Here is a 24,811-nt window from a genome sequence, read left to right as displayed (position 1 = left end):
ATGTCTCAATTCGACCTACACTCTCCCCTATTTCATTGGCAAGGCCGTCATGATGCCGAGGACGGCAAGCTTGGTCAGCGAATTCATCACGTTGTTCAACGCCAAAAAGCAGATGAGTTGAGTGCCGTTGCGCATGGCGTCTCATTACTCGGTTTTGCTACCGACGCTGGCGTTGCGAGAAACAAAGGACGCATTGGCGCGAAAAAAGCGCCAGACTTAATCCGACGAGCACTCGCTAATTTAGCATGGCACCAAGACGCCCCACTATATGACTTAGGTACTGTGGTGTGTGAAGACGACTTACTGGAAGAGAGCCAAGCTCTATGTGCAGCAACCATTTCAAGCGCACTGCCCCATACGCCAGTCATCGTGCTGGGTGGTGGGCATGAGATTGCGTGGGCCTCGTTTTCCGGCTTAGCGGAATATTTTAAAGCGCACCATCCAGAGAAGAAGCCTAAAATCGGCATTATCAATTTCGATGCGCATTTCGATTTGCGCGCATTCGAGAGTAACCTCGCCGACATAAGACCGAGCTCTGGTACACCCTTCAACCAAATTCATCATTTTTGTCAACGTAACGATTGGGACTTTCATTACGCTTGTATTGGTGTAAGCCGCAGTAGCAACACTAAAGCGCTATTTGAAAAAGCAGATGCGTTAAATGTTTGGTATGTAGAGGACAATCAGCTCTGCTACTTAAACCACAGTTATCACTTAACTCAGCTTCAGCATTTTATTGACGACTGTGACTACCTCTATTTGACTATTGATCTAGATGTATTTCCTGCCGCAACCGCACCTGGAGTCAGCGCACCAGCAGCTCGGGGAGTGAGTTACGACACAATTGCCCCCTTTTTAGATCGAATTCTTCATTACAAAAATAAGTTAATGCTGGCTGATATCGCCGAATACAACCCAAATTATGACGTCGATAGTCAAACAGCACGATTAGCTGCCCGTTTGTGTTGGGATATCGCCAACGCAATGGCGGAAAAACAGCACAAACCATAATGCATCCCAGATGCCACTGATTATTACGACCAAGCAAGTACTTGGTCATCACGAGAAACTAAAGGAGTCTGAAATGACACAGCGCCAGGGACAAGATCCACGACTTGATACAAGCAGAACAATTCGTGCACCTCACGGAGATAAACTGCGCGCAAAATCTTGGCTAACCGAAGCCCCTCTTCGTATGCTGATGAACAACCTTGATCCTGATGTTGCAGAACATCCACATTCACTGGTTGTATATGGCGGCATTGGCCGAGCAGCGCGAAACTGGGAGTGTTACGACAAGATTGTTGAAGTACTTGAAAGACTCGAAGATGACCAAACGCTTTTAGTTCAATCAGGCAAGCCTGTTGGTGTTTTCCCTACTCATAAAAATGCCCCACGCGTGCTTATCGCAAACTCAAACCTTGTTCCGCATTGGGCAAACTGGGAACACTTCAACGAGCTCGATAAACAAGGCTTGATGATGTACGGCCAAATGACCGCTGGCAGCTGGATATACATTGGCTCGCAAGGTATCGTACAAGGCACATACGAAACGTTCGTATCTGTTGCAAAAAAACACTTTGGCGGCGAAGCAAAGGGCCGTTGGATTCTAACAGGTGGTCTTGGTGGCATGGGGGGTGCTCAACCTCTCGCTGGTACAATGGCGGGCTTCTCCATGATTGCAGTAGAGTGTGATGAATCACGTATCGATTACCGCCTACGTACAGGCTATGTCGATAAGAAAGCGACTTCTTTAGATGAAGCGCTAGCTATCATTAAAGAGTCAGACACACCAGTATCGGTTGGTCTACTAGGTAATGCAGCAGACGTTTTCTCTGAGCTGGTAGAACGTAATATCACGCCTGATGTCGTAACAGACCAAACGTCTGCACACGACCCGCTCAATGGCTATTTACCACAAGGCTGGAGCATGTCTCACGCAGCAGAAATGCGTTTGCAAGATGAAGCAATGGTCGTAAAAGCAGCGAAAAAATCCATGGCTGTGCAAGTTCAAGCGATGTTAGAGCTGCAAAATCGCGGCGCCGCAACACTCGACTACGGTAACAACATCCGCCAGATGGCCTTGGAAGAAGGCGTAGAAAACGCATTTGATTTCCCTGGCTTCGTTCCAGCCTACATTCGTCCTCTATTCTGTGAAGGTATCGGTCCTTTCCGTTGGGCTGCTCTCTCTGGCGATCCTGAGGACATTTATAAAACCGACCAAAAAGTAAAAGAGCTAATTCCAGATAATCCGCACTTACATAACTGGCTAGATATGGCTCGCGAACGCATCCAGTTCCAAGGTTTACCTGCGCGTATTTGCTGGGTTGGTCTTAAAGATCGTGAGCGTCTTGGTCAAGCATTCAACGAAATGGTGAAAAATGGCGAACTTAAAGCGCCCGTTGTCATTGGTCGAGATCACTTAGACTCTGGCTCTGTAGCAAGCCCGAACCGTGAAACCGAAGGTATGATGGACGGTTCTGACGCCGTATCAGACTGGCCATTATTAAACGCGCTACTCAACACGGCGGGCGGCGCAACTTGGGTTTCACTGCACCACGGCGGTGGCGTAGGTATGGGCTTCTCGCAACACTCAGGTATGGTTATCTGCTGTGACGGCAGTGAAGATGCCTCACAACGTATTGCCCGCGTGCTGCATAACGACCCAGCAACAGGCGTGATGCGTCATGCTGATGCGGGATACGATATCGCTAAACAATGTGCAGCAGAGCAAGGGCTAGATTTGCCAATGCTCAACGAAGAACTGAAGAAGCTCAAGTAAGGATGAAAGAGATGTTAAATTTAACGCTAAAGCCAGGTCATATTAGCTTAAACGAACTACGCCAAGTGAGCCGTTCACCAGTCAACCTTACTTTGGATCCTGAAGCCATTCCGGCCATTGAAGAAAGCACACAGGTCGTAGACCGAGTCATCGCGGAAGATCGAACGGTTTACGGAATTAACACTGGTTTTGGGCTATTGGCTAACACACGAATAGCACCAGAAGATTTAGAAACACTGCAACGCAGTATCGTTCTTTCTCATGCGGCAGGTATCGGTGAGTTTATGTCAGATGAAACGGTTCGTCTGATGATGGTATTAAAAATCAATAGTCTGTCTCGTGGCTTTTCTGGGATTCGCCTAAAAGTCATTAATATGCTGACCGACCTAGTCAACGCACAAGTTTACCCTTGTGTACCTAAAAAGGGCTCTGTTGGCGCATCAGGTGACTTAGCTCCTCTAGCCCATATGAGCACTGTATTACTGGGAGAAGGACAAGCTCGCCACAACGGTAAAATCATTTCCGGGCAAGAAGCATTAAAAATCGCAGGTCTAGAGCCTATCACTCTGGCGCCAAAAGAAGGCTTAGCGCTACTAAATGGGACTCAGGCATCCACAGCGTTCGCATTGGAAGGCCTGTTTATCGCGGAAGACCTTTTCGCGTCAGCAACCGTTTGTGGTGCAATGTCTGTTGAAGCCGCTCTCGGCAGCCGACGTCCATTCGATCCGCGCATTCACCGTGTACGTGGTCATCGCAGCCAAATGGACGCAGCACTCGCATACCGTCATTTGTTAGACACATCGAGTGAAATAGGTGATTCGCACACTAACTGTGAAAAAGTACAAGACCCGTATTCTTTGCGCTGTCAGCCTCAAGTGATGGGCGCGTGTTTACAGCAAATCCGCAATGCGGCGGAAGTATTACAAGTAGAAGCGAACTCCGTATCAGATAATCCGTTGGTGTTTGCTGAAGATGGTGACATCATCTCTGGCGGTAACTTCCACGCGGAGCCTGTTGCAATGGCAGCCGACAACCTAGCACTTGCGATTGCCGAGATCGGTAGCTTGTCTGAACGTCGTATGGCATTACTTATCGATAGCGCGCTATCAAAACTACCACCGTTCTTAGTCGACAATGGTGGTGTGAACTCTGGTTTCATGATCGCTCAGGTGACCTCTGCTGCGTTAGCAAGTGAAAACAAAACGCTCGCTCACCCAGCGTCAGTAGACAGCTTGCCAACATCTGCAAACCAAGAAGATCACGTGTCAATGGCAACATTCGCGGCTCGCAGATTGAAAGAAATGGGCGAAAACACTCGCGGTATTCTGGCGGTAGAATACCTCTCAGCAGCACAAGGCCTAGACTTTAGAGCACCAAACAAGTCCTCTGAGCGTATTGAGATTGCGAAACAAATGTTGCGTGAAAAAGTATCGTTCTACGATAAAGATCGCTACTTTGCTCCAGACATTGAACAGGCAAATACTCTGCTTAAGCTGGCTATCCACAACACGCTCATGCCAGAGAGCTTGTTACCAAGTGTTCAATAACCAAGCATAACTGGCATTTCATCGAATAAACAGATAATGACTTGAAGGCTCTACGTTCAGCGTGGAGCCTTTTTACATACGATTAAACATGTTGATGGCACTATTTATGAACGCCTGTCTACTTTGATGGCTATACTTTAAAAGATAGGCGAGCGAAAAGGTCGTTGTTTATTGTTTTCACAAATAAAAGCGTTGCTAAAGTATGCGTTTTTAACGGTTTATCCGCCGAAATAGTGTCTTATTGTTAGGATACGGTGAAGTTTTCACTGGATGGACCATTGCTACTCAGATATTCGCATATAATCCCACACAGTTTTGGTTACTACGTAAAAATTATGTTTCTAACACCTTATTTTTCAAACACTAATCACCAGTTTCAGTTCACTCGCGAACAAGCAAGCCACTTTGCAAAACGTGTCGCAGGTGACTACAACCCAATTCATGATGAAGACAACAAACGCTTTTGTGTCCCTGGAGATTTACTTTTCGCTGTGCTTCTTAGTAAAGAAGGCGTTAGCCAAAAGATGCGTTTTAACTTCTCTGGCATGGTAAACGATGGTGTAGCACTTCATATTGAAAATAAGTGTGACAAAGAAAGCGCTGTTGTTGACGAGGCAGGTAAAGAATACTTACACATGTCCCGTGAAGGTGAAACTAACCACGATCCGGCATTTATTGAGCATGTAGTGACAAATTACGTGCAATTTTCTGGTATGAACTTCCCTCACATCATGGTTCCTCTTATGGAAGAGAAGCAAATGATGATTAACTGCCAGCGTCCATTAGTTATTTATGAAAGCATGGAAGTCGAATTTTCACGCTTAGACCTTACGCATCCAGAGGTGGATTTCACTGGCGCAACATTCGACGTAAAAGGAAAACGAGGTGTAGTCACCTTAAACTTTGCGTTTAAAGAAGACGGTGAAGTCGTTGGTAAAGGTATTAAGCGCATGGTTGCAAGTGGCTTGAAGCCATATGACCAAGAAGCGGTTGACGACCTTGTACGCCGCTTTAATGAACGTAAGGATGCATTCCTAGCAAAGTTCGTTAAGGCAGCCTAGTCGACTGCCCTATCAGAAGCGCACAAAAAAAGTGTTTACTAAAAGAAAGCCCAACGTCGACCGTTGGGCTTTCTTTTTATGTCTCATCCAAACAAAACTAAACGCAATGCTTAGAGCCAACGACGAACATGGTTTTTATAATCCACATACTCTTCACCAAACAATCGCTCTAAAACGCGTTCCTCAGGCTTGATTTGAAACCGATTCATATAACTGACAAATATCACGCCACAAAGCACCACACTCAAGTGCTGCCACCACAAACCAGTTGCTATGATTAGAAGCAATAATGCCGTGTACATAGGGTTGCGTGAAAAGGCAAACACACCAGTTCTTACAACAGAAGATGCCGCTTCAGGTTTTACTGGGTTCACTGTGGTTTTTACCTTGCGAAATTCATACACGCCAGCAATGCCCATGTAGCCAGACAACAAAGTTAATACACCTACTACAAATTCAACAAAGGGTACTCGAATGTTCATGCTCGGCGTCAAAACTTTAAGTCCGTACATCAAAAGTATGACCAACAAAAACACCACAACAGGTGGGACTTTGAGTTCAAGTTTTTTCAAGATTCATATCCTTTGAAAGGTTCTAAATACGGTTTCTAAAAAGCCCAGTAAAACTGGGCTTGATTTAGTCCGATTACAACAAAGTTAACAATGCCTGAACGGGATGCTTGGGCTTCGTTCCTTCAAAGCGTTTAACTTGGCTGCGGCAAGAATAGCCTGTAATCAAACATCTCTCGTTATCCAACTTATCTAAGCTTGGCTTCCAGCTTAAATTGTAAATATCTTTCGACATCGACAACTTATCAACCTCATGACCAAACGTACCCGCCATACCACAACAACCAACAGGTACCGTATTCAAAACTGCACCAAAGTGAGCAAAAATAGCGCCCCACTCTTTTTCCGCATTTGGCATTTTGGTTTTTTCAGTACAGTGCGCAAACAGATACCAAGGTTCCTGCGCCTTATGCTCTCCGCTTTCAAACGCTTCTAGTCTTGGGTAAAGCCATTCGTGGGCTGTTAGTACATCGAAATTACCTCGCTTACTGCCAAGCACTTCAGCGTATTCATCTCGATAACACAGCACCAAAGCAGGGTCGACGCCAACTAATGGGATATCCAAATCCGCTACCATCGCCAAGAACTTCGCAGTGTCGGCTGCTGTGTCCTTAAACTGACGTAAAAACCCTTTAATGTGTTGTGCTTTACCATTCGGCTTAAACGGCAGAAGTACCGGATGCATACCCAGCTTTTTCAATAACTTAACGAAGTCTTCAACGACATCAGCGTCGTAGTAGCTAGTGAATGGGTCTTGAACAATTAAAACATGCTTGCTCTTTTCAGACGAAGACAAACCACTGAGCGCTTGCAGATCATAAGGCGTTGTCAGCGACTCTACTCGTTGTTTCAAGGTGGGTACTGATAACAACGGCGCATCGACATACCCGACCGTAGATGCCGTTAAACTTTTCACCCACGACTGCTTCAAAACACCATTTACGACACCTGGCGCTTTTGCCATCATCGGCAGCATAGTTTCAATGTTAGCAACCAGATAGTCTTTTGCAGGACGTTGATAACGAGAGTGATAGATGTTTAAAAAGCGTGAGCGAAAGCTCGGAACATCGACTTTAATCGGACACTGACTCGCACACGCTTTACACGCCAAACAACCATTCATCGCTTCATACACTTCGTGAGAGAAGTCATACTCGTGACGACGATTGATAGAATGACGTACGCGGTCAATCATGGTTTTGATTGATGTTTTGTTTTCTAGTGTTTGCTTTTCTAAGTCAAGAATATCAATGCCTTGCTCAGTAAGCTGACGCAACCACTCACGAACCAAGCCTGCACGACCTTTTGGTGAATGACGACGATCGGCTGTTACTTTCATCGATGGACACATTGGCGAGCTAGTATCGTAGTTAAAACACAAACCGTTACCGTTACATTCCATCGCTTGTTTAAAGCTGTCACGTACTTGAACGTCAATCTGACGGTCATAGTAACCACGTTTGGTATCGGTAACTTTTACAAGCTCTGCATCACTATCCAGCGGTGTACAGATTTTGCCCGGGTTCATTTTGTTGTGTGGATCGAATGCCGCTTTCACACGTCTCAGTTCAGTAAACAACTCGTTGCCGAAAAACTCAGGGCCATATTCTGAACGGAAACCTTTGCCGTGTTCACCCCACATCAAACCGCCGTATTTCGCCACCAGCTTGACCACTTCATCAGAAACTTCGTGCATCAATGCTTCTTGGTGCGGGTCACACAAATCCAACGCAGGACGTACGTGAAGCACCCCAGCATCGACGTGACCAAACATGCCGTAATTCAGAGACTTGCTGTCTAACAGTTCTCGAAACTCTACAATAAAGTCCGCCAGGTTTTCTGGTGGCACACAGGTATCTTCAGCGAATGCGACCGGTTTAGCACGACCTTTTGCTGCGCCTAACAAACCCACCGCTTTTTTACGCATGTTGTAAATACGCCCAATGCTCGCTACATCGTTACAAACTTGGTAGCCGATAATGCCCGCTTCTTCTGTTTCCAACATGGTATCGAGCTTGGCGGTCAATGCTGCAACCTGAGCAGCAACTTCCTCTTCGTCCTGACCTGCGTATTCCACCATATTGATGCCAAGCATCTCTTTATTTGGAACATCGGTAAGTAAATCGCTCACGGTGTGCCAAACGATATCTTGCTTCGCGAGATTAAGCACTTTTGAGTCAACGGTTTCTACAGACAGCGCTTTCGCCTCTACCATAAACGGTGCATTACGCAGTGCAGAATCAAAGCTGTTGTATTTAACGTTAACCAAAGTACGTGCTTTCGGAATTGGCGTCAGGTTCAGCTTTGCTTCGGTAATAAATGCCAATGAACCTTCCGCGCCGCACAGTACTCGTGTGATATCGAAACGGTTACCGTCTTCATTCAAGGCATTTTTTAAATCGTAGCCCGTTAAAAATCGGTTAAGAGGAGGAAACTTATCTACGATCTGCTGGCGTTTTTCACGACATACGGATTCCGTTACACGTAGCGCCTTGGCAGCAAACTCGCCTTCTTTTGGGTAACCATGAGACAAGTCCGACTCTAAAATTGAACCATCAGCAAACACCGCTTGTAGCGACAAAACATGATCGGATGTTTTTCCGTATTTCAGAGAACCTTGACCAGAAGCATCGGTGTTGACCATGCCGCCAATCGTTGCACGGTTACTGGTAGATAAGTCTGGAGAGAAGAAGTAGCCATAAGGACGAACAGCGTCATTTAACTGGTCTTTCACTACACCAGTTTGTACACGAACCCAGCCTTCTTTCTCATTAATCTCAAGCACTTTGTTCATGTGACGAGACATATCCACCACAATACCTTTGGTTAGCGACTGACCATTGGTCCCTGTGCCGCCACCACGAGGTGAAAAGGTAATTCGTTCGTACTTTTCTTTATTGCTCAGTTTCCCGAGGAGAGAAACATCTTCAGTCGTTTTGGGATGAACGACAGACTGAGGAAGTTGCTGGTAAACACTGTTGTCAGTGGCAACCGCTAGTCGGCTTGAATATTGGCTTTCGATATCGCCAGTGAATCCGGCGTGCTCAAGCTCTTTCAGAAAACTAAGAACAAGAGGATCGACATCAGTTTGCGAGTGTAATCTTGGTAACATTTGCTTCCTGCCCCTACGACGCTGATCCGATCAGCTGCGGGTTATGTAATTATTTGCTCACTTCTCATACAAATTGGCGCTAAGCGAAAAAAAAACACCACAAAAGAGTTAGTGAAGTAATATTCTTTGAATTTCGTCACTTTACAACATTTAAAAAGACGAGCAAATCAGAATCTCGATACAATAATTAAACTTATGCTTTATTTTTTCACGCTTGATGCCTTACATTGGGGAACGAATCGCGTTTCTAGATGAGTTTTCAGAATGAAAAAAAATAAAATTGTGACCACTGAAGATATCCTTCTCAAACTTTGCCAGTCTGTTTCTGGCGTACTTACTTCGGCGACATCTTCTCAAGTAAATTATTCAGCAATGGTGCAAAAAATCCACAAGACTAGCCTCAAACCAGATTTTGGCTGTTTTGTTCTGTTTGATGGCGGATTTACCGGGCTAGTTGTGATTAATTTTACGGCAAAAGCCGCACTGGAGATCTACACGAACTACATGCGTAATATGGGCATGCCAGAAGAAGAACTGGCAATATCTCATACTTCTGACGAGGTAGGCGATGTTCTGGGTGAACTCATGAATCAACTGGTCGGAGACTTCACTAATAAAATTCGTAAAGACCTGCAAACGAACATCACACAAAACCAACCAAAAATGCTAGCGCTGAATAAGCAAGTTATCTTACAAGTTGATACCAACCTTGACCGCCCTCAAGCGCGCAGAGTGACGTTCTCCACCGAAAACAACAATATTTTCTATCTCGAACTAGCAATGGATAAAACTGAGTTCATCCAACTGGAAGAGTTTGAAGTTGCTGAAGACGAAAACCCAGACGACATTTTAGAGGCAACACGTAAACAGTTGGCTGAGAAAGAATCTAAATCGTCGGGATCAAACGATGATGCCGATGACTTGCTCAACCAGCTCGGGTTGTAATTCTAACGAATCTTAATGAAGAATGGCTTCTTAGACACAAGTACGACTTCATACTGATTACGACGAACTAAAACGCCAGCCTCGCTTAATGCGAGGCTTCTTTTTATGTGCAGAAATTATCTTCAGTCCCACCTTGTATTTCGTTTTTATGTCAAAAAAGGTAATATGTCTGACTTCATAAATTTTCTGCTTTCGTTACTGGTTGTCGATGGATAAACAAAAAGCTCTGAAAAAAATCGCCAAGTGCTTAGAACTGGGCAATTCCGCTAATGTTAATGAGGCTGCCAATGCTATCAAAATGGCACATCGCCTCATGCTTAAATATGGTCTCGATAAAGACGATATTGAGTTCATCAGAATGGGAAAAACACAATCTTCTCATCTGCTACCAGCGAACATCAGTTCTACCATATTGCGAGTGATTCGCGGCATTAACACAAAATTCGGTGTCGAAGCAGTATTGTTGAATCACAAAGGGCTCAAACGTGTCGAATTTATCGGTGAAGCAGATCGCGCTATTTTTGCTGCATTTGCTTTCGATATTGTTTATCGCGAGATGAACGAAAGTACCGGACAATTCCGAAACAGCTTTGCTGGCACCGGCACCTCTTCTCAGGAAGTGACTCGCCGTGTGAACTCATTTGTATCTGGCTGGGTGGAAGGCGCGATTGAAAAATTGCCAATTATTTCTCCAGATGAAGAGTCGGCCAATAAAATTAATGACTATATTGATAAAGAATTCCAAAACATTGACCGCGAAACGTTCAAGAAGCAATTGAAAGAAGCGATGAAAAACCTAACTGAAGACTACGAAGTGGGCTTAAAGAAAGGTAGAAAGGTTTCAGTTAATCGTGGAGTGGGCGGCGAACAAGCACGCAAAATGTTGGGCGATTCATCGAAATAGCCAGAATAGTAAAGGATTCACATAAGCAGCAATGACTTCGATGTCGATGGGGCTTACTTTGAGAGCTTTGGCAGTATTGATAGGAATTTTCTTACAGAAACTCTTATCAATCTTACTTTCTCATAACAAATATTAATGCTTGTTTATTCATAATTCGCATCCCATTATGAGGCATGGTTTCGCCTCAGTTTTATACGGAGATTTTCCCTTGAAAAAGATGCCTATTGCACTAGCTCTAGTGCTAGCTCTTACTGGCTGTCAAGCCACTCAACGCCAAAATGCAACAACGGGTGAATACGAAACTAACTCCACCACGCAAGGCGCGCTTATTGGTGCGATCGCTGGCGCAGCAATCGGCCTAGCAACGGGTGATGATGCTAAAGAACGTCGTCAGCATGCACTCATTGGTGCAGCCGCAGGCGGAGCGACTGGCGCTGGCGTTGGTTACTACTTTGACCAACAAGAAGCGGAATTACGTCGCGCTTTGCTAAACTCTGGCGTACAAGTTCAGCGTGTTGGTGAAAATCAGCTTTTACTGCGTATGGAAAACGGTATCGGCTTCTCTTCAAGCTCTTACCAACTTGATGCTAGTATCCATAATACTCTAAGCGGTGTTGCTCGCATCCTAGTTGAGTACCCAGATACCAGTCTCGTTATTGATGGTTACACGGATAGCACAGGCAGTGAGTCATACAACCAAACGTTGTCAGAGCGCCGTGCAGAGTCCGTACGTCAATTCCTAGTATCTCAAAACGTTGCACCTGGTCGTGCAATTGCACGCGGCTACGGCGAACGTAACCCAATTTGCTCAAACCAAACTTCTGAAGGTCGTGCGTGCAACCGTCGTGTTGAAATCCAGATCTTGCCACTGAAGTAATTTGGTTGCACCATAACGGTAATAATAAAAAATTACCGGAGCAGGCCTAACCATTATCGTTAGGCCTGACATATTAATGTCTGTCAAAACGTCTGCCCTACTCTGCTTATTTAGCCTCAGCTTTTCTGGCTACTCACTTGCCTCTCAAGCTCCAAATGACCCCATCGAACAATACGAGTACGCACAACAATTATTGGCATCAAACAAAGCTGAAGCCTCACCAGAAACGCGCTACTGGCTAGAGCAATCCGCCAACCAAGGTTACCTCCCTGCGCAAAAACAGCTCGCGAACGACTTTGCTAAAGGGATAAATGGCGAAAAAAATGAAACACAAGCGTTATATTGGCTAACCTCTATCGCACTCAATGACCCAACCGATCGTGGCTTTCTTCTCGCCGATTTTATTCAGCGCAATCCAGATAAGGTCACAACTGCTCAATTGACTGAAGCCTTGTATCAAATGGCTTCTCAGCATAATCCAGCAGCAGAACAAGCTTATAATCAACTGTTAGAGCAGCGCTTCAACCAACTGCGAGCTAAACAAGTCTCCCAAATAAAGTCGCTCGATAAAAAGGCTGAGCAAGCACAGGAAGAGAAAAGCACAGTTGCAAACCCCAAAGTAGAACACTCGCAGTTTTTATGGCTGATCTGGCTAGCGGCGATACTCATCATCAGCGGCTTAAGTTTTCTCGTAATCAAGAAACTTAAGCAAAATAGAAAAGCGCTTGAAGCCAAAGAGGAAAGCCAAAATCAACGAATGGCGAAAAAAATAAAAGAGCTAGAGTTTACGAACAAGCAACTGAAACGCCAGCTAGAGAAAGTATTCAAAGAATTTAAGAAATCCAAAACCCAGGCAGAGAACCATAAGCTAAGCGTCGCGTGTGCTATGTTTGGCTACACACCACAACACATCCCTGATTTACAAGCAATCAAGCTACGCTATAGGCAGCTATCAAAGCTTTATCATCCTGACACAAGAGGCAGTGAAGAAGAAATGAAGCGACTCAATCATGCCTTTAAGCTCGTCTCACAAAATGTTACAAAACAGTAAAAATAGGTCAGAATACTTTGGCTAGCATGCTTTTAGACCTATATAATCAAGCGCCGCAATCGATCTCCCTCTCAAACAAATTAACAGACATTTAACTTAAGTCGCGCTTTTATGCCATAATGCCCGGCGCAAAATAACACCTAACGACTCAAATTAATCTAGGTGGGGAGAAAATCAATGTTCACTGAAGAAGGCACCTGTGATTGGTGTAAAAAACCTAGCCTTGTAACTCGTCACGATTATTTAGATGGCAAGCACCACTACTCATGTAAAGCTTGTTACGACATGGCGAAAATCGACGTGCGCCTATTTAACCAAGGCGAATTACAAATGCGCGAACGCTTGCAACGAGCGAGCTAAGCAAGACGGAATCAACGGAACTGATTTTCAAAGGCGCCTCTTAAGGCGCTTTTTTGATCGGCCAAGCCCTATTTCCAATCTCTATCTCGTATTCCCTCCTATCTTACATAGCACGTCGCATCGGTTATCAGCCCTCTCCCACTGTATACAAACCATTGTCCGTGAAAAACACCTGTATATACAGTAGTAAACCCCTGTATGTCTCTCGTCCAGTTTTCTACTCACCTCACATTTTTAAATTGATGTTAGACATATCAAAAATGAAAAACAACCACATAAATTCAATTACTTAGAATCAAATCCTTTTATTTCCTTCTCAAAAAACCGCAAATAACTTTTGAGAAACTGGTTGATCAGGTCACCAAAACAAACTACTGTATACACATACAGCATGTATAAAGGAACAGTAAGATGCAGTTACAAAGTCAATCTCATACATACTCTCGTTACAACGTATTGGCACAAGCAACTAAGCCCATGGCCGTTTCGGATCAACTTCTATCTAAGCTGGCTGTTTTATCGCAGCAGAAACAATGGATTTTGTTTACATCAGACTGCCCTCGTCCAGACTTTGAACAACTCACTGCTTCTAATATTTGCTGTAAAAACGTTATTCAAATGAAGCCCTCTCAACAGCTTTCAGAAGTCGAGATCGTGATAAAAGCCATCCGCTCAGGCAATGCCAGTGCTGTTGTCGCATCCAATAAAATTGCACTTATGAATCAATCTATGTTGCGCGACATGGCGCAGCGCTATCAGTGTGAAGTCTTTTTCGTCGAAGGCAGAGTTAATAAGTACCACTAATAAGTTCGACGTTATCCATCCTGCATCTCGCCTCCTTTTTAAGGGGGCTTTTTTTGTATTAAAGAAAACAGGCAAACGTTTGCTTTTTCTCTGGCGAGTTAAAATAGTTCTGGTATGATGCCCACATTCGATTTATTCAGCGCCCACATTTTGCTGAATATCTTCTCTTTCTGACGTTTGATTAAGATGATAGGAATGTCGCAATGAGCCTTGCTAATCAAGTACTTGCCGTCAATGACGACCTGCCAATTCGCACCCATAAACCCGTTCATAGTGGAAAAGTTCGTTCAGTTTACTGGTTAACTGAAGAAGACAGCGCCCGACTGATCAAAGAAAAAGGATACAATGTCGCTCCAGATGCGCCTTTGGCTATCATGGTGATTAGCGACCGAATCTCTGCATTCGATTGTATTTGGCATGCTGAAGGTGGTCTTAATGGTGTCCCGGGTAAAGGGGCTGCGCTTAATGCGATTTCTAATCACTGGTTCAAACTGTTCAAAGAAAATGGCTTAGCAGATAGCCATATTCTAGACATTCCTCACCCTTTTGTTTGGATTGTACAAAAAGCCAAACCGGTAAAAATCGAAGCCATCTGCCGCAAATACATCACGGGTTCGATGTGGCGCGCTTACGCAAATGGCGAGCGCGAGTTTTGTGGAATCCAACTTCCTGAAGGGTTAGGAAAAGACAAAGCACTGCCAGAGTTGCTAATGACCCCATCCACAAAAGGCATTCTAAAAGGTATTCCCGGTGTGCCAGAAGCGGATGACGTTAATATTACTCGTCAAAATATCGTAGACAACTACGAAGCATTTAACTTCTCAAGTGCCGACGATATCGCACTCTACGAAAAACTGCTGAAAGAAGGCTTTAACGTTATCAGCCAAGCGTTAGAAGAAATCGACCAAATCTTTGTCGATACCAAATTCGAATTTGGTTATGTTCATGATGCTGCTGGCAATGAAAAGCTGATTTACATGGATGAAGTGGGTACACCAGACTCGTCTCGTATATGGGATGCTAAAGAGTACCAAGCAGGTCACATCGTAGAGAACTCAAAAGAAGGTTTCCGCCAGTTCCTACTTAACCACTTCCCTGACCCAGATATCTTGCTAAACAAAGAACGTATGCCAGAGCGCGAAGCACTCGCTCGTGATAATGCTTTACCCGTCGAATCTTTGATGGCGATTTCGAGCACTTACATTGGTATTGCCGAGAAGATTACAGGCAAGCCGATTCATTTGAGTGATAATCCGAAAGCGGAAATCATCGAAGTTCTGAGCAAAGAATACGGATTGATTGACTAGCACTGTCGCTAGATTGCTAAACGCTTTCCAATAAAAAGTCCGCATTAGCTTGCGGACTTTTTTCGTATTAGGCTCAGTTTAGCCGATATTTAACGTAGTGCCATCTGTTGTGGAGGCTGACTTGGTCGTCACCTGATATGTTTTGTCTTTAATCGTTGATACGAAATACCAGGTCGACTCTGCTTTGTCGGGCGTAAAAGTAACGCGCATAAAGCCACGCTGTTTGATGTCTGCCCACTGTAATTCTGACACTAAGTGCGGCAGCGTGTATTCCATTTGAGCGATCGCGACAGGGTCTAACGCGAGGTAGGCCTCTAACCCAGGGGAACTCACAGAGCTAGTCGCAAACTCTACCCCGATAGGATGCTTAGATATGTCTTTAAGCTCACTTGCCCATGCGTTGTGCGTATCTCCTGCCAAGCAGACAAAGTTACCACTGCTGGCTTTGGCCAGTTGATAAACTTTCTCTCGCTCAACGTAGTAACCATCCCATGCATCTAGGTTATATGGCAAAGCAATGGTATCTAAACTTGGGTCAGAGAGATAACCCGTAATCGCAGAGTTTACCGCTAATAACGCCTCTGTTTTTTGTTCTTCAGTGGCAGTAAACAATTGAAACATCGCGGTCATAACCGAACTTGGCAACTCCATACGAGACATTAACACTTGTTGCCCTAGCACATTCCAAGTTGCGTCGTGCGTACTGAACGCATCCATCAGCCAAGCGAGTTGGTCACCGCCTAACAGCTCTCGGTCTTGACTGCGCGACTGAGCAACTAAACCGCCAATAGCTTCCATCGTTGGTGAGCTGAGCGAGAAATAATCCAACGGTTTATCACGCCCCACAAGTCGCGTGTCGAGCATCATCAAATTGACTAAACTTCCAAACGAAAACTGACGGTAAATCAGCATGTTTGAGAAAGTGTTTTCACGAACGGGCAACCATTCTGTCCACGCGGCAGCCGCAGATGCACGACGATCATTAAAACTGCCTTCCTCTTCTTGATGGTTTTCCGCACCATTTTTCCAAGTATCATTTGCAAGCTCATGGTCATCCCAGACAGCAATCATTGGTAGGCTCGCATGTAACGCTTGCAGATCAGCATCTTGGCGATATTGCGCATACCGTTTTCGGTAATCATCTAAGGTAATACATTCAGTGCCTTTGCTTGGCTCTCGCCCTAGTGCCTCAGCATCTTCACTAGCGTAGCCACCAGCACCATACTCATAAATGTAATCACCGAGATGAAGCACCACATCAAACGGGTCTTGCTCATGTTGATTTAAAATCTCTCGATACACATGGAAATAGCCAGCAGGATAGTTTGCACAAGAAACAACCGCCATGGATGCCTTTTCTACACCATCCTCTGGTAATGTTTGAGTTTGCCCGACTTCGCTAGTGACATCTCCAACCATGAATCGATAGTAGTAGCGAGAATTTGCGTTGAGATTTTGAACATCGACTTTTACCGTGAAATCTCGGCTCGTGTCTGTGGCAAAAGTGCCACTTTGCACGATATCAGTAAAATTTTCGTTAGATGAAACTTGCCAGCTTACATCTGCGTAGCTCGCTGAGGTTGTAACACGAGTCCAAATGATTACTTGTGTTTGAGTAGGATCTCCACTCGCCACTCCGTGCTCAAAGGTAACCGCAGCAGATTCACTAGCATCGCTACCACAGCCCACCAGCCCGGTAACAATCGCCGTTGAAGAGGCAGCTTTCATAAAGTCTCGACGAGACAAAGACATATTCACTTCCTTTCTTATTGTGTTTGTTTTTATGCCCAAATGACGTGGTGACTCGATCATCCTTGTATGCCAATAAGGGACGTTAATTCGAACTTACAGTACCAACCACTTAGTCGGTAATTTGTCCTAAAAACACAAAGTTAGAAGCTAGTTATGACAATTGCATTTCCAAACGTTACATTTTTGTTAATTTAAGTGCAAATACTCTATATTCATCACATTTCCTAAGACCTGTGACAAAAACCTCAAAATAAAAAGCGACCTACTTTGAGGTCGCTTTTCATTGCACTATTGTTAAGTAGTACATCGATGAAGTGGAAATACTCAGCCTAAAACTTGATGTTAAGGACATCTTGTTCTGACGTATCCACCTTCAACTGACTGCGAGATTCTATGTACTCGATTTGCTGAACATCGAGCGAATATGGCATAACGACTCGCAATTCATTGATCCCTTCATGTTTAGCTAGCTGGGTTAAGCGGACCAAATTGGATTCATCACTTTTACGAGAAGACATCGATTTTAATGCGGCATCCCACAACCGATCTTCAGGCTTGCTCAATTCCGCAATGTTCTGTTTCCACATCAAACCGAAAATAGGCGCGATGGTGGCAAATGCCTCTAAAAAGGTCCATTTCTTACTACCTGTCGCTCCTAAAAAGCTAGTGTAGTCGAATTCAATGCACGTCTTTCCTTGTTGATCCATTCTATGCCCCCGACACTCGAAAATGAGATATACCAAATATCGTTCAACTGTTTTGATATAGCAATGGGATATAAAACATTCGTCTTTTATGCCCTAATATACATACAAAAGGAAATATTAAAACCAGCTTTGTAACAACTGATGTACAGCTTCGCCATATATAAGCATTCAATTGATTAATATTTCAATTAAGAAACTAAAAACAACACACAAGTAACGCTATCAATATGAAATCATTATAGATTCACCAAGAAAATATCAATTCTTGTCACAACGTCATCCGCCGACCTACTTCACATCAATCACTCGACTGGCCTTTTTATACTGTATCTTCCAACCAGCCCAGCGTGGCAGCTCCCAACGCTTCGGGTCTCCCTTACGGTTTCCCTCTCGATAAACGACCTGTACCAGCTTGCGAGACGCGTAATACTCGACATCTAGTTGGAGTTCTGGCAGCGAAAGTTCTAAAGGGTACTGCTCCGTGAAATCGTCGTATTCCCATTCTGGAACACCGTTAAATGTTAAGTATTCTGGTTCAAACAACGCCATATCATCGATATTTTCAACGCCTAGTGTTTCCAACTGATCCTTTAACCAGCTAGAAAATGTCAAGGAGGCCAAGCCGTTAACCTCTTCTCCTTCGGCATTAAGGCCCAATGCGTTATAGAGCTTCCAGTGTTGTATTTGCTGTTTTCTTTGAGAAGCAAAACCTGGTAACAGTGTCTCGTCTTCTATCATTTCGACAATAGACTGAACTGCCACATCACCTTTTAACGCTTGATGTTCAGTACAGATTATTCGCCCGGCGTAGACCAAGTGCATCGTTGCTCTTGGGGTCTCTTCTTCATAATTCGTCTCACCTTGTTGCCACTCCCCTAGCTCAAGTTCGCGTAATAACGTCAGCGGGATAGGCATCATAACCGATGCGAGGTTTAGTGTTTGCTTAACACCTCGTCCTGGCACGCTATGGCTATCTAGCACGATGGCCGCCTCTTCTTTATCAGGAAAGCGGCTGTTACGCCCAACCAGCATCTCGACTACGCCATTTCCTAGAGCATCCCTTCGACGAGCTCGTCGGACAAACACAAGCTCAGGGTGCAATGAGGCGATGGAGAAAAAGAGCGCTTCACGTTTATATCGAGAGGCAACGTCAAGTTCCGGCAATTCAAACACTTCTCGCATTTGTTTCGCTAAACCTTGTGCCTCTTCGAGCGCGCTAGCATCAATGATAATGCCTGAGAGTTGCTCCCCCCGAACCAAACGGATCAACAAAGAGGCATCACATCCGCATGGCTCCTCTTGAGATAGAAGCTCAGCAACTTCACCACTTTGTCGCTGATAGAGCTGCGCAGGCACAGATAAGGCGGCAGCCAAATCAATCATTGCTTCCTTCTCTGGCTTCGCTTGAATTCTGGTAACGAGATCGGCAAACAGTGCATCAATGGGTAGTGGATATACTTTTCTCCCGTGCTGCGTGACATTGCCATCCTCATCAATCGCTTCCATGGATAACAACGTCGAATGAGATGCCTCTAGCGACTTTTCTGGAATTGAGTCGAGAAAATCGAGTGTTGAGAGACGGTACCCACAACAAGCCGCTGCCAGCATGGGCTCGACGAGCTCTTCTCTGTGTAATTCTGGAGGTGTCACCAACTCTAAAGGCGCGTGCTCACCATATAGACGAATACAAGCCCCTTCGGTAACGCGACCTGCTCGCCCCATTCGCTGCGCGGCACTGGCCTTAGAAATGTTGGTTAACGTCAGTGCTGTACGTCCATTTCGTTGTACAGTTCTGCGCTCTAAGCCGCTATCGATTACCACCCGGATATTAGGAATGGTCAGAGAGGTTTCTGCGACATTGGTTGCCAATACGACTTTCCGTTGCTTTTGTACCGTCAACGCACGATGTCGTTCTTCATCACTGACCGAGGCATGAAGTTTAACCACCATGACATCGCCACAACTTTGTAGCATCTGAGCACATTGGGTGATCTCTTTGCGTCCAGGCATGAAAACAAGAATATCGCCATCTTCATCTTCCAGTGCTTCTTTTACCGCTCCGACAACCTCCTGTTCACATCCCTTTTTGTTCGGTAAATAGCGGCTGTCTGTAGAACGATGTGTCACCGTGACTGGAAAGCAACGTCCCTCCGAACTCAGGCGCTTAGCATTCAGGTAACGAGCAAGCTTTTCGCCTTCTAAGGTAGCGGAAGTGACGATCAATCGATGTTGATTTTCTTGCTTCAAAATGGCGGTTAATAGATCAATATCCCAGCGTCGCTCGTGAAATTCGTCCACTATCACGACATCAAAGTCTGCTAGCTTGTTTTCCGAAAACCAACGCAGTGCAACCCCCGGAGTCACAAATACAACTTCGGTTTTTTCATCAAAGTAGGCATGAAGCTTGATCGCGTAACCGACTTTGCGACCTATTGGCCCTCCAGATTGCTCCGCAAGAAATTCAGCCAACGAGGTACAAGCAATTCGACGTGGTTCAATAACCAGAACGCGTCCGTGTTTTGCCGCCCACATGGGCAAGCGGGTAGATTTACCCGACCCGGTTTCGGCTTCCACCACAAGATGGTTAAGCCTTACATGATGGTCAAACTCAGCTTGCAGGCTGTCGATAGGTAGTTGAAACATAGAAATTGGATTTGATTTGATGATGCAAAACATTATACCCAAGTAAAAAAATCCTGCTTTAGGTATCTCTAAACAACCAATATTGCCGATATTTTCGTCGGTATCTGAATTTTTTTGCGACATTACATTGATGTGCATCAACGCATGTTTACAACTAAATAGTGAACCCGTTAAAATTTGGTGCGCATCCTTCAACCCTACATAAGGCACCCAATGAACAACGATAAACGCCCACTATATATTCCATATGCGGGTCCGGCTCTTTTAGCAACCCCTCTTTTGAACAAAGGCAGTGCATTCTCTGCTGAAGAACGTAGTTCATTCAACTTAGAAGGTCTGCTTCCAGAGTCGACCGAAACTATCCAAGAGCAGGTGGAACGTGCCTACCAGCAATACAAAAGTTTCGAAAGCGATATGGATAAACACATTTATCTGCGTAATATCCAAGACACCAACGAAACATTGTATTACCGCCTAGTGCAAAATCACATTTCTGAGATGATGCCTATCATCTACACGCCGACTGTTGGCGCAGCATGTGAAAACTTCTCTAACATTTACCGTCGTGGTCGCGGTCTGTTCATTTCATACCCGAACCGTGACCGTATTGACGACTTGCTGAACAACGCAGCAAACCACAACGTTAAAGTGATTGTTGTGACAGATGGAGAACGTATCCTTGGCTTGGGTGACCAAGGTATCGGCGGCATGGGTATTCCTATCGGTAAACTGTCACTATATACCGCGTGTGGTGGTATCAGCCCTGCTTACACGCTACCAATCGTGCTTGATGTGGGTACCAATAACCCGCAACGCTTAGCTGATCCGATGTACATGGGTTGGCGTCATCCTCGTATTACGGGTGCAGAATACGATGCATTTGTAGAAGAGTTTATCCAAGCGGTACAGCGCCGTTGGCCTGATGCTTTGATCCAGTTCGAAGACTTTGCTCAGAAAAATGCGATGCCTCTTCTAGAGCGTTACAAAGACCGCGTGTGTTGCTTCAATGATGATATTCAGGGTACTGCAGCTGTTACTGTTGGCTCTCTACTTGCCGCCTGTAAAGCAGCAGGAACTCAGCTTTCTAAACAACGTATTACCTTCCTAGGCGCAGGGTCTGCTGGTTGTGGTATCGCAGAAGCGATCATCGCACAAATGGTATCGGAAGGAATTTCTGACGAGCAAGCTCGCTCACAAGTTTACATGGTTGACCGTTGGGGTCTGTTACAAGAAGGCATGCCTAACCTTCTTGATTTCCAACAACGCTTGGTGCAAAAGCATACCAATACGAAAGAGTGGGAAAATGAAGGAAATGGCTTCTCACTACTCGATGTTATGCGTAACGCCAAGCCAACGGTACTAATTGGTGTTTCTGGTGCGCCTGGCCTATTTAGCCAAGAAGTCATCGAAGAAATGCATAAACACTGTAAGCGTCCGATTGTCTTCCCATTGTCGAACCCAACAAGCCGCGTGGAAGCGACACCGAACGACATCATTCGTTGGACAAATGGTGAAGCACTGGTTGCAACAGGTAGCCCATTTGAGCCAGTGGTTCATGAAGGTCGCACTTACCCTATTGCACAATGTAACAACAGCTACATCTTCCCAGGCATTGGCCTTGGTGTACTTGCTGTCAATGCAAAACGTGTCACTGACGAGATGCTAATGGAATCAAGCCGCGCGCTCGCAACATGTTCTCCTCTAGCAATCAACGGTCGTGGGGCTCTACTTCCACCACTAGAAGAGATCCACTTAGTATCGAAAAAAATCGCATTTGCCGTTGGTAAAAAGGCAATTGAACAAGGTGTCGCATTAGAAATTACTGATGAAGCATTGAACGTGGCAATTGAACAGTCGTTCTGGCAACCTGTTTACCGCCGTTACAAACGCACTGCGTTCTAAGCTTGAGACAATTCGTTTAATAATTAGCCCCTACCATGTAGGGGCTTTTATTTTTTTATCATCCTAACCAGATTTTGGCATAAATGGGCTTCTCTCTTTTTGTTTCTATCAGATATGATGAGAACTACATTTTTAGTTAAGGATATAAAACGTTTTGTTGTTTTCTCGCATAAGATCAAAGTGGAAGCTGAAATTTTCCTGGAAGCGATTTGCTTTGATTTTGTCGATCTCTGCACTTAGTCTGCTTGTTTCTGTTATTGCCATCGACCGGTGGGTGGTTTTACAAGCCAAAGAGAGCATTTTCACTGAATACGAGCAAATCCCTCAACATGAGGTTGCCGTAGTTCTTGGTACCAGTAAATACATCGGAAAGATCCTCAACACTTACTACACTCATCGCATTAATGCGGCGATTGAGCTTTACAACCAAGGCAAAGTAAAACAGTTTTTATTGAGTGGTGATAACGCCCACCGTTCATACAACGAACCGTGGACAATGAAACGCGACTTACTTAAAGCAGGCGTGCCTGAAGAAGTGATTCACCTTGATTATGCTGGCTTTCGTACCTTAGATTCGATTGTACGAGCAAAAAAAATTTTTGCTTCGGAGCGATTTCTGATTGTGACTCAACGCTTTCACTGCGAACGCGCACTGTTCATCGCTGATGCTTACAGCATTGATGCACAGTGTCTCGCGGTAGCAGGGCCGACGGCCAACAAGCAAAAAACATCGATGCGTGTTCGAGAACTGCTAGCCCGTGTGAAAGCGTTTTTAGACCTGTATATTATCAATACGCAGCCTAAGTTTCTTGGCCCTCAAGAACCTATCGTCGCAGTAAAAGAGCCAAATAAAGCAGCTAACGAGCCTCTTCAAGTCCCCGTCGAATAGAGGAATAACGTGGCTCACAAGCCTAGTAACATTTCTATAAAACAAATGGGTAGTTTTCTACCCATTTCCAATTCTCAACATCACACTTTCTAATTTGCTCTACGATTCAGGCAAAACTCTTTTTCGCATTCAAAGTAACATTTCATCAATAAATAACTACAAGTCAGTTACTTTGCCATAAAAAACCGACAAAAGGCAATGCAAAAGGAGCACTACCCATGACCGCACTCGCTGTGACATTGAAGAATTGGTTCTTCACTCGCAACAGCATGATTTTGAACGCGAATATCCTATTGTTCATTATCTTGTTTAATACCTTACCCTTTGAACCACAAGTAGTAACCGGCCTGAGCATCTTAGTTTTTGTTGCTATTTTGTGGCTAACCGAAGCGATTCACGTCAGCATTACTGCGCTGCTCATACCACTACTTGCGGTATTTTTGGGTGTGTTCAACACTCAAGCCGCACTGAATAACTTTTCCAACTCCATCATTTTTCTATTTTTGGGTGGTTTTGCACTAGCTGCGGCTCTACATAAACAAAAGTTAGATCAAGCTATTGCAGATAAAGTACTATTGCTGGCAAGAGGAAAAATGTCTGTCGCTGTATTCATGCTATTTGGTGTGAGTGCTGGCCTGTCAATGTGGATTTCAAACACCGCCACCGCCGCGATGATGTTACCGCTTGTGCTGGGTGTGATGACAAAGCTAGACGCTAAGAAAAACCACAACACCTTTTTGTTTGTTCTACTCGGTATCGCTTACAGTGCTTCAATTGGTGGTATTGCAACACTGGTTGGTAGCCCACCAAACGCAATTGCAGCAGCTGAAGTTGGCCTTAGCTTCACTGAATGGATGAAGTTTGGTGTACCTATTTCCCTAGTATTAATGCCAATCGCTATCCTCGTATTGTACACGATGACTAAGCCTGACCTTAGCCACAAGTTTGACCTTGACCATCAACCAGTCGAATGGACAAACGGCAAAATGATTACGTTGGCGATTTTCTTACTGACCGTAACTTTGTGGATATTCAGTAAGCCTATTAACGCTATGCTGGGTGGCTTCGCGAAGTTCGATACTCTTGTAGCCATTGGCGCCATCCTTCTACTTGGTGCTTCTCGCGCCGTCGAGTGGAAAGATATTGAGAAAACAACCGACTGGGGTGTGTTAATCCTATTTGGTGGTGGTATCTGTCTGAGTAACGTCCTAAAAGCAACCGGAACAAGCGTATTTTTGGCTCATAGCTTGTCAGGCTTCCTTGAGCAAGCCGGTATTCTCTTAACGATTCTTGCAGTGGTTGCTTTTGTTGTCTTCTTAACTGAGTTTGCGAGTAACACCGCCAGTGCTGCGCTACTTGTCCCTGTATTTGCGACCATTGCAGAAGCCTTAGGCATGTCTCCGGTTATTCTCTCTGCACTGATTGCCGTCGCTGCATCTTGTGCATTTATGTTACCTGTTGCAACACCTCCAAACGCGATTGTGTTCGGTACGGGTCATATCAAGCAAAAAGAAATGATGCGAATTGGTTTCGTATTAAACATTGCCTGTATTGCTGCACTAACGCTTTTCGCTTGGTTGTTCTGGTAAAAATAGCAAG

Annotated in this window: 19 protein-coding genes; 14 read left to right on the top strand and 5 right to left on the bottom strand. The window is 44.8% G+C overall.

From position 1 onward, the window contains the following. The 4 genes from hutG to R7M72_RS15360 all read left to right on the top strand — a co-directional run bounded on the left by hutG (nucleotide 1) and on the right by R7M72_RS15360 (nucleotide 5,390). Entirely contained in the window at nucleotides 1-1,011 is a 1,011-nt protein-coding gene (gene hutG / locus R7M72_RS15375) for a formimidoylglutamase (RefSeq protein ID WP_033905138.1), read from the top strand. A gap of 73 nt (nucleotides 1,012-1,084) precedes the next feature. Beyond that, nucleotides 1,085-2,782: a urocanate hydratase gene (gene hutU / locus R7M72_RS15370; RefSeq protein ID WP_053306965.1), complete on the top strand. Its 1,698-nt coding sequence runs from the start codon at nucleotides 1,085-1,087 to the stop codon at nucleotides 2,780-2,782. Nucleotides 2,783-2,793: 11 nt separating this feature from the next. Next, nucleotides 2,794-4,329 carry a histidine ammonia-lyase gene (gene hutH / locus R7M72_RS15365; RefSeq protein ID WP_017821814.1) on the top strand — a complete coding sequence of 512 codons (1,536 nt, stop codon included), beginning with the start codon at nucleotides 2,794-2,796 and terminating at the stop codon, nucleotides 4,327-4,329. A gap of 335 nt (nucleotides 4,330-4,664) precedes the next feature. Further along, nucleotides 4,665-5,390 carry a DUF3581 domain-containing protein gene (locus R7M72_RS15360; RefSeq protein ID WP_053306948.1) on the top strand — a complete coding sequence of 242 codons (726 nt, stop codon included), beginning with the start codon at nucleotides 4,665-4,667 and terminating at the stop codon, nucleotides 5,388-5,390. Nucleotides 5,391-5,500: 110 nt separating this feature from the next. Here R7M72_RS15360 and R7M72_RS15355 read toward each other — a convergent pair whose 3' ends face one another. Then, nucleotides 5,501-5,962 (bottom strand): methyltransferase family protein, encoded by a 462-nt coding sequence (locus R7M72_RS15355; RefSeq protein WP_053306949.1) that lies wholly within the window; start codon nucleotides 5,960-5,962, stop codon nucleotides 5,501-5,503. Nucleotides 5,963-6,035: 73 nt separating this feature from the next. Beyond that, nucleotides 6,036-9,071, bottom strand: coding sequence for an FAD-binding and (Fe-S)-binding domain-containing protein (locus tag R7M72_RS15350; RefSeq protein WP_053306950.1), 3,036 nt, complete (start codon nucleotides 9,069-9,071; stop codon nucleotides 6,036-6,038). Between the two features lie 264 nt (nucleotides 9,072-9,335). On the opposite strand from R7M72_RS15350, the gene R7M72_RS15345 reads away from it, so the two are divergent. From R7M72_RS15345 to R7M72_RS15315, 7 genes are all read left to right on the top strand, one after another. Beyond that, entirely contained in the window at nucleotides 9,336-10,016 is a 681-nt protein-coding gene (locus tag R7M72_RS15345) for a DUF3334 family protein (protein WP_005388843.1), read from the top strand. A gap of 208 nt (nucleotides 10,017-10,224) precedes the next feature. Then, nucleotides 10,225-10,920 (top strand): DUF2786 domain-containing protein, encoded by a 696-nt coding sequence (locus R7M72_RS15340; RefSeq protein ID WP_005377954.1) that lies wholly within the window; start codon nucleotides 10,225-10,227, stop codon nucleotides 10,918-10,920. Nucleotides 10,921-11,137: 217 nt separating this feature from the next. Further along, nucleotides 11,138-11,797 carry an OmpA family protein gene (locus R7M72_RS15335; RefSeq protein ID WP_169644525.1) on the top strand — a complete coding sequence of 220 codons (660 nt, stop codon included), beginning with the start codon at nucleotides 11,138-11,140 and terminating at the stop codon, nucleotides 11,795-11,797. 76 nt (nucleotides 11,798-11,873) lie between these two features. Then, nucleotides 11,874-12,848, top strand: coding sequence for a molecular chaperone DnaJ (locus R7M72_RS15330; protein WP_054577920.1), 975 nt, complete (start codon nucleotides 11,874-11,876; stop codon nucleotides 12,846-12,848). A 177-nt stretch (nucleotides 12,849-13,025) separates the two neighbouring features. After that, nucleotides 13,026-13,208 (top strand): hypothetical protein, encoded by a 183-nt coding sequence (locus R7M72_RS15325; protein WP_005377960.1) that lies wholly within the window; start codon nucleotides 13,026-13,028, stop codon nucleotides 13,206-13,208. Between the two features lie 411 nt (nucleotides 13,209-13,619). Next, a complete protein-coding gene (locus tag R7M72_RS15320) occupies nucleotides 13,620-14,012 on the top strand; it encodes a SulA-like leucine-rich domain-containing protein (RefSeq protein ID WP_315956965.1) in 393 nt (130 codons plus the stop codon). A gap of 203 nt (nucleotides 14,013-14,215) precedes the next feature. Beyond that, the gene (locus R7M72_RS15315; protein ID WP_053303175.1) at nucleotides 14,216-15,319 is read left to right on the top strand and encodes a phosphoribosylaminoimidazolesuccinocarboxamide synthase; all 1,104 of its coding nucleotides are present in this window, start codon (nucleotides 14,216-14,218) and stop codon (nucleotides 15,317-15,319) included. Nucleotides 15,320-15,397: 78 nt separating this feature from the next. Here the strand turns inward: R7M72_RS15315 and R7M72_RS15310 are convergent, their stop codons facing one another. From R7M72_RS15310 to R7M72_RS15300, 3 genes are all read right to left on the bottom strand, one after another. Further along, nucleotides 15,398-17,071, bottom strand: a complete 1,674-nt coding sequence (locus tag R7M72_RS15310) for an alkaline phosphatase D family protein (RefSeq protein ID WP_318056239.1) — start codon at nucleotides 17,069-17,071, stop codon at nucleotides 15,398-15,400. A gap of 329 nt (nucleotides 17,072-17,400) precedes the next feature. Continuing rightward, nucleotides 17,401-17,778, bottom strand: a complete 378-nt coding sequence (locus tag R7M72_RS15305) for a hypothetical protein (protein ID WP_005377965.1) — start codon at nucleotides 17,776-17,778, stop codon at nucleotides 17,401-17,403. 288 nt (nucleotides 17,779-18,066) lie between these two features. Next, nucleotides 18,067-20,421: a helicase-related protein gene (locus R7M72_RS15300; RefSeq protein ID WP_318056241.1), complete on the bottom strand. Its 2,355-nt coding sequence runs from the start codon at nucleotides 20,419-20,421 to the stop codon at nucleotides 18,067-18,069. 213 nt (nucleotides 20,422-20,634) lie between these two features. Between R7M72_RS15300 and R7M72_RS15295 the strand changes: the two genes are divergently transcribed. The 3 genes from R7M72_RS15295 to R7M72_RS15285 all read left to right on the top strand — a co-directional run bounded on the left by R7M72_RS15295 (nucleotide 20,635) and on the right by R7M72_RS15285 (nucleotide 24,801). Next, complete coding sequence (locus tag R7M72_RS15295) at nucleotides 20,635-22,323, top strand: NAD-dependent malic enzyme (protein WP_005377977.1); 1,689 nt, start codon at nucleotides 20,635-20,637, stop codon at nucleotides 22,321-22,323. A gap of 154 nt (nucleotides 22,324-22,477) precedes the next feature. Next, nucleotides 22,478-23,212 carry a vancomycin high temperature exclusion protein gene (locus tag R7M72_RS15290; RefSeq protein ID WP_005388862.1) on the top strand — a complete coding sequence of 245 codons (735 nt, stop codon included), beginning with the start codon at nucleotides 22,478-22,480 and terminating at the stop codon, nucleotides 23,210-23,212. 218 nt (nucleotides 23,213-23,430) lie between these two features. Further along, on the top strand, nucleotides 23,431-24,801 hold the full coding sequence (locus tag R7M72_RS15285) for an SLC13 family permease (protein ID WP_017634863.1): 1,371 nt from the start codon (nucleotides 23,431-23,433) through the stop codon (nucleotides 24,799-24,801). Nucleotides 24,802-24,811 lie beyond the last annotated feature (10 nt).

The organism is Vibrio sp. YT-18 (genome assembly GCF_033337345.1).
Lineage (GTDB): Bacteria > Pseudomonadota > Gammaproteobacteria > Enterobacterales > Vibrionaceae > Vibrio > Vibrio alginolyticus.
This window is presented reverse-complemented; position numbering and strand designations above follow the sequence as displayed.

What these genes read in the sequence shown, in the direction of transcription:
- R7M72_RS15345 (WP_005388843.1), top strand. Translation starts at nt 9,336, where the DNA reads ATGAAAAAAAATAAAATTGTGACCACTGAAGATATCCTTCTCAAACTT.
- R7M72_RS15330 (WP_054577920.1), top strand. Translation starts at nt 11,874, where the DNA reads ATGTCTGTCAAAACGTCTGCCCTACTCTGCTTATTTAGCCTCAGCTTT.
- R7M72_RS15325 (WP_005377960.1), top strand. Translation starts at nt 13,026, where the DNA reads ATGTTCACTGAAGAAGGCACCTGTGATTGGTGTAAAAAACCTAGCCTT.
- R7M72_RS15350 (WP_053306950.1), bottom strand. Translation starts at nt 9,071, where the DNA reads ATGTTACCAAGATTACACTCGCAAACTGATGTCGATCCTCTTGTTCTT.
- R7M72_RS15340 (WP_005377954.1), top strand. Translation starts at nt 10,225, where the DNA reads ATGGATAAACAAAAAGCTCTGAAAAAAATCGCCAAGTGCTTAGAACTG.
- R7M72_RS15295 (WP_005377977.1), top strand. Translation starts at nt 20,635, where the DNA reads ATGAACAACGATAAACGCCCACTATATATTCCATATGCGGGTCCGGCT.
- hutH (WP_017821814.1), top strand. Translation starts at nt 2,794, where the DNA reads ATGTTAAATTTAACGCTAAAGCCAGGTCATATTAGCTTAAACGAACTA.
- R7M72_RS15315 (WP_053303175.1), top strand. Translation starts at nt 14,216, where the DNA reads ATGAGCCTTGCTAATCAAGTACTTGCCGTCAATGACGACCTGCCAATT.
- hutG (WP_033905138.1), top strand. Translation starts at nt 1, where the DNA reads ATGTCTCAATTCGACCTACACTCTCCCCTATTTCATTGGCAAGGCCGT.
- hutU (WP_053306965.1), top strand. Translation starts at nt 1,085, where the DNA reads ATGACACAGCGCCAGGGACAAGATCCACGACTTGATACAAGCAGAACA.
- R7M72_RS15360 (WP_053306948.1), top strand. Translation starts at nt 4,665, where the DNA reads ATGTTTCTAACACCTTATTTTTCAAACACTAATCACCAGTTTCAGTTC.
- R7M72_RS15300 (WP_318056241.1), bottom strand. Translation starts at nt 20,421, where the DNA reads ATGTTTCAACTACCTATCGACAGCCTGCAAGCTGAGTTTGACCATCAT.
- R7M72_RS15320 (WP_315956965.1), top strand. Translation starts at nt 13,620, where the DNA reads ATGCAGTTACAAAGTCAATCTCATACATACTCTCGTTACAACGTATTG.
- R7M72_RS15305 (WP_005377965.1), bottom strand. Translation starts at nt 17,778, where the DNA reads ATGGATCAACAAGGAAAGACGTGCATTGAATTCGACTACACTAGCTTT.
- R7M72_RS15335 (WP_169644525.1), top strand. Translation starts at nt 11,138, where the DNA reads ATGCCTATTGCACTAGCTCTAGTGCTAGCTCTTACTGGCTGTCAAGCC.
- R7M72_RS15310 (WP_318056239.1), bottom strand. Translation starts at nt 17,071, where the DNA reads ATGTCTTTGTCTCGTCGAGACTTTATGAAAGCTGCCTCTTCAACGGCG.
- R7M72_RS15285 (WP_017634863.1), top strand. Translation starts at nt 23,431, where the DNA reads ATGACCGCACTCGCTGTGACATTGAAGAATTGGTTCTTCACTCGCAAC.